Consider the following 3,745-nt stretch of genomic DNA (forward strand, 5'->3'; position numbering starts at 1 on the left):
GGCGCCAACGCCGGCCACGCCACCGAAGCCAACATGGACCGCCTCGACGGAGCCGGCGCCGCCGCCGCCATCGAAGCCCGCGCCGTCACCGCGAGTGATTCGGCCGCCATCGCACGCGCCAAGGCCGAACTGGACAAACTCGACGTCGCCGAAGGCCTCGCCGAACTCGAAGGCGCCTCCGCCCGCGTCGCCGTCGACGAAAAGCGCATGATCAACTGCCGCGCCGACCTCAACCAACTTGTGCCCTTCAAGTACGACTGGGCCTGGCAGAAATACCTCGACGGCTGCGCCAACCACTGGATGCCGCAAGAGGTCAACATGACCGCCGACATCGCCCTGTGGAAAAACCCCGAAGGCCTGACCGACGACGAACGTCGCATCGTCATGCGCAACCTCGGCTTCTTCTCCACCGCCGACTCCCTGGTCGCCAACAACCTGGTGCTGGCCGTGTACCGCCTGATCACCAACCCCGAATGCCGCCAGTACATCCTGCGCCAGGCCTTCGAAGAAGCGATCCACACCCACGCCTACCAGTACTGCATCGAATCGTTGGCCATGGATGAAGGCGAGATCTTCAACATGTACCACGAGATCCCATCGGTCGCTAAAAAAGCCGCCTGGGGCCTGAAGTACACCCGCTCGATCTCCGATCCGAAGTTCGAAACCGGCACCGTCGACACCGACAAAGAGCTGCTGCGCAACCTGGTCGCCTACTACTGCGTGCTGGAAGGCATCTTCTTCTATTGCGGCTTCACCCAGATCCTGTCCATGGGCCGCCGCAACAAAATGACCGGCGTGGCCGAACAGTTCCAGTACATCCTGCGCGACGAGTCGATGCACCTGAACTTCGGGATCGATGTGATCAACCAGATCAAAATCGAAAACCCGCATTTGTGGGATGCCGAGATGAAGGAAGAAGCGACCCAGATGATCCTGCAGGGCACGCAACTGGAGATTGAATATGCGCGGGATACCATGCCTCGCGGTGTTCTGGGCATGAATGCGGCGATGATGGAGGACTACCTCAAGTTCATCGCTAACCGTCGCCTGTCGCAGATTGGGTTGAAGGAAGAGTATCCAGGGACCACCAATCCGTTCCCGTGGATGAGCGAGATTATGGATTTGAAGAAAGAGAAAAATTTCTTTGAAACCCGCGTGATCGAGTACCAGACCGGTGGCGCGCTGAGCTGGGATTGATTAACAGCACAGCTCCACAATGTGGGTGGGGCTTGCTCCCTCCCACATTGGGAACGCGGTGTTCCATAACTTTGCAAATTGCCTTTTATGCCCAATCAAACCATCAAAACGCCCTGCATAGGCCTGTGTTCCACCGTCTACGGTGACGTGGTCTGCCGGGGCTGCAAGCGTTATCACCATGAAGTGATCCAGTGGAACGGCTATAGCACCGAGGAAAAGCATGCGGTGTGGCTGCGCCTGGAGCAGTTGCTGGTGCAGGTGATGAGCAGCAAGCTGGAAGTCTTCGACCCGCAGCGCCTGCGCCAGCAACTGGAAGATCGCAAGATTCGCTTCATGCCGCAGCAGTCGCCGTATTGCTGGGCGTACCAGCTGATTGCCCGGGGTGCGCGGGTCATGTCGAACCTGGACGCCTATGGCCTGGCGTTGCTGCCGGAGTTTCGCGAGCGTCCCCTCACCGACTTGCGCGATGCGATTGACCGCGAGTTTTTCCTGCTGTCCGAAGCCCATTACGAGCGCTACATTGCCCCGGTTTTTCTGCGCGAAACCTTTGGCCCAGCCCTGATCGCCACGCTCTGACGCACAATTGTGTTTAAAATGCCGCCCGCTCAACGACTGACGCTCACCGATGACCCCAGACGCACTCGCTACCCTGCACGCCCATCTGCTCACTGCCCTGGCCACCCCACCCGCTGAAACCCGCCGCCTGTTCCACGGCCGTGGCCGCTGCTGGCCGGGCCTCGAGCAACTGACGGTGGACTGGCTGCAAGGCGTGGTGCTGGTGGCGCTGTTCAAGGAGACCGAGCATCTGCAGGCCTTGAAGCAGCTGTTGTTGCAGATCGACTGGGCCGGTTGCGGCGCCCATACCGTAGCGCTGCAACACCGCTATCTGCCGCAAAGCACCACCGAGTGGCTGGTCGGTGACGCCCTCGACGAGTTGACCATTACCGAAGGCGGCCTGCGCTACTTGATCGACCTGGGTAAAAAACAGAACAGCGGCCTGTTTCTCGACATGCGCTACGGCCGCAACTGGGTGCGCGAGCAGGCCAAAGGCCAGCGAGTGCTTAACCTGTTTGCCTACACCTGCGGGTTTTCCGTGGCCGCTATCGAAGGCGGCGCCGAGCATGTGGTGAACCTGGACATGGCCCGTGGCGCCCTGAGCCGTGGCCGTGACAACCATCGCCTCAATGGTCACGACTTGAGCAAGGTGACCTTTCTGGGCCACGACCTGTTCAAGTCCTGGGCCAAGGTCACTCATAGCGGCCCCTATGACCTGGTGATCATCGACCCGCCGTCCTTCCAGAAAGGCAGCTTCCTGCTGACCAAGGACTACCAGCGCGTGCTGCGTCGCCTGCCGGACTTGCTCACGCCCCACGGCACGGTGCTGGCGTGCATGAACGATCCGGCGTTCGGCGAAGACTTCCTGATCGACGGCGTCAGCCGCGAGGCAGCGGGCCTGCGCTTTGTAGAACGCCTGGAAAACCCGCCGGAATTCCCGGATATCGACCCTCAAAGTGGCTTGAAGGCCCTGGTGTTTCGCCAGGGCTGATGCCGAAACTTGCTGCGCTTGCTACGCTAAGCCATACGCCGGGTGGTGAACCTTATCCCCGCCTTCCCGGTCGATACCTGCATTCCCCGGCCAGACTCGACGGCGTTACGCTGTCGGCTGCCCCGTTTGATCCTTTGGAGAACCGCCCGTGATATCGACCCTGCATGTAGCCAGAATCAAAGCCTGGGGCGCCCACGGCTTCACCGCCACGGGCGTGGTATTGGCATTCCTGGCCACCCTGGCGCTGCTCGAAAACTCACCCAAGGCCTGCCTGCTGTGGCTGGGCCTGGCCCTGGTGGTCGATGGCCTCGACGGCTCCCTGGCGCGACGGGTCAACGTCAGCACGGTGTTGCCCAGCTTTGACGGCTCGGTACTGGACCTGGTGATCGATTACCTCACCTACGTGTTCATCCCGGCACTGTTTATCTACCGCTATATCGACCTGCCGGAATTTACCCACCTGTTTGCGGTGTCGGTGATCCTGGTGTCATCGCTGTTCTGTTTCTGCAACGTGAACATGAAGAGCAAGGACAACTATTTCGTCGGCTTCCCGGCGGCGTGGAACGTGGTGGCCTTGTGCGTGTACATCATCCAGCCGGACGCCTGGGTCACCCTGCTGACCGTGATCGGCCTGGCGCTGCTGACCGTGACGCCGATGAAGTTCCTGCACCCGTTCCGGGTCAAGCGCTTCATGCCGATCAATATCGCGGTGACCACGATCTGGTTGCTGTGCAGTTTCCTGATGGTGGTGGATTATCCGAACACCAACCCGTGGACGTTCGGGCTGTGGTCGCTGATGTCGGCGTACTTTCTGGGCATCTGCATCTGGCGCACGGCGCTGGAATGGTTGGGCACACACAAATAAAAAATGTGGAAGGGGGCTTGCCCCCGATGGCCATAGGTATCTACACAACTCTGTAGCGCTCAACCGGCAACCGTAACCACGATGCGAAGCGAGTCGCTCTTGATCTTGATCTGCTTTTGATCTTGATCTCAGGCGCC

4 protein-coding genes are annotated in these 3,745 nt (G+C 60.2%); all 4 read left to right on the top strand.

Features of this window, described 5'->3' with window-relative positions:
* Positions 1-33 precede the first annotated feature (33 nt).
* The gene (locus BFP90_RS25740; RefSeq protein WP_176718027.1) at positions 34-1,197 is read left to right on the top strand and encodes a ribonucleotide-diphosphate reductase subunit beta; all 1,164 of its coding nucleotides are present in this window, start codon (positions 34-36) and stop codon (positions 1,195-1,197) included.
* An 87-nt stretch (positions 1,198-1,284) separates the two neighbouring features.
* Positions 1,285-1,773, top strand: coding sequence for a DUF1289 domain-containing protein (locus BFP90_RS25745; protein WP_065898299.1), 489 nt, complete (start codon positions 1,285-1,287; stop codon positions 1,771-1,773).
* A gap of 49 nt (positions 1,774-1,822) precedes the next feature.
* A complete protein-coding gene (locus BFP90_RS25750) occupies positions 1,823-2,743 on the top strand; it encodes a class I SAM-dependent methyltransferase (RefSeq protein ID WP_065898300.1) in 921 nt (306 codons plus the stop codon).
* 148 nt (positions 2,744-2,891) lie between these two features.
* Positions 2,892-3,608, top strand: a complete 717-nt coding sequence (gene pcsA, locus BFP90_RS25755; RefSeq protein WP_065892588.1) for a phosphatidylcholine synthase — start codon at positions 2,892-2,894, stop codon at positions 3,606-3,608.
* Positions 3,609-3,745: the final 137 nt, after the last annotated feature.

Origin of the sequence: Pseudomonas sp. 24 E 13 (genome assembly GCF_900004715.1) — a bacterium.
Lineage (GTDB): Bacteria > Pseudomonadota > Gammaproteobacteria > Pseudomonadales > Pseudomonadaceae > Aquipseudomonas > Aquipseudomonas orientalis_A.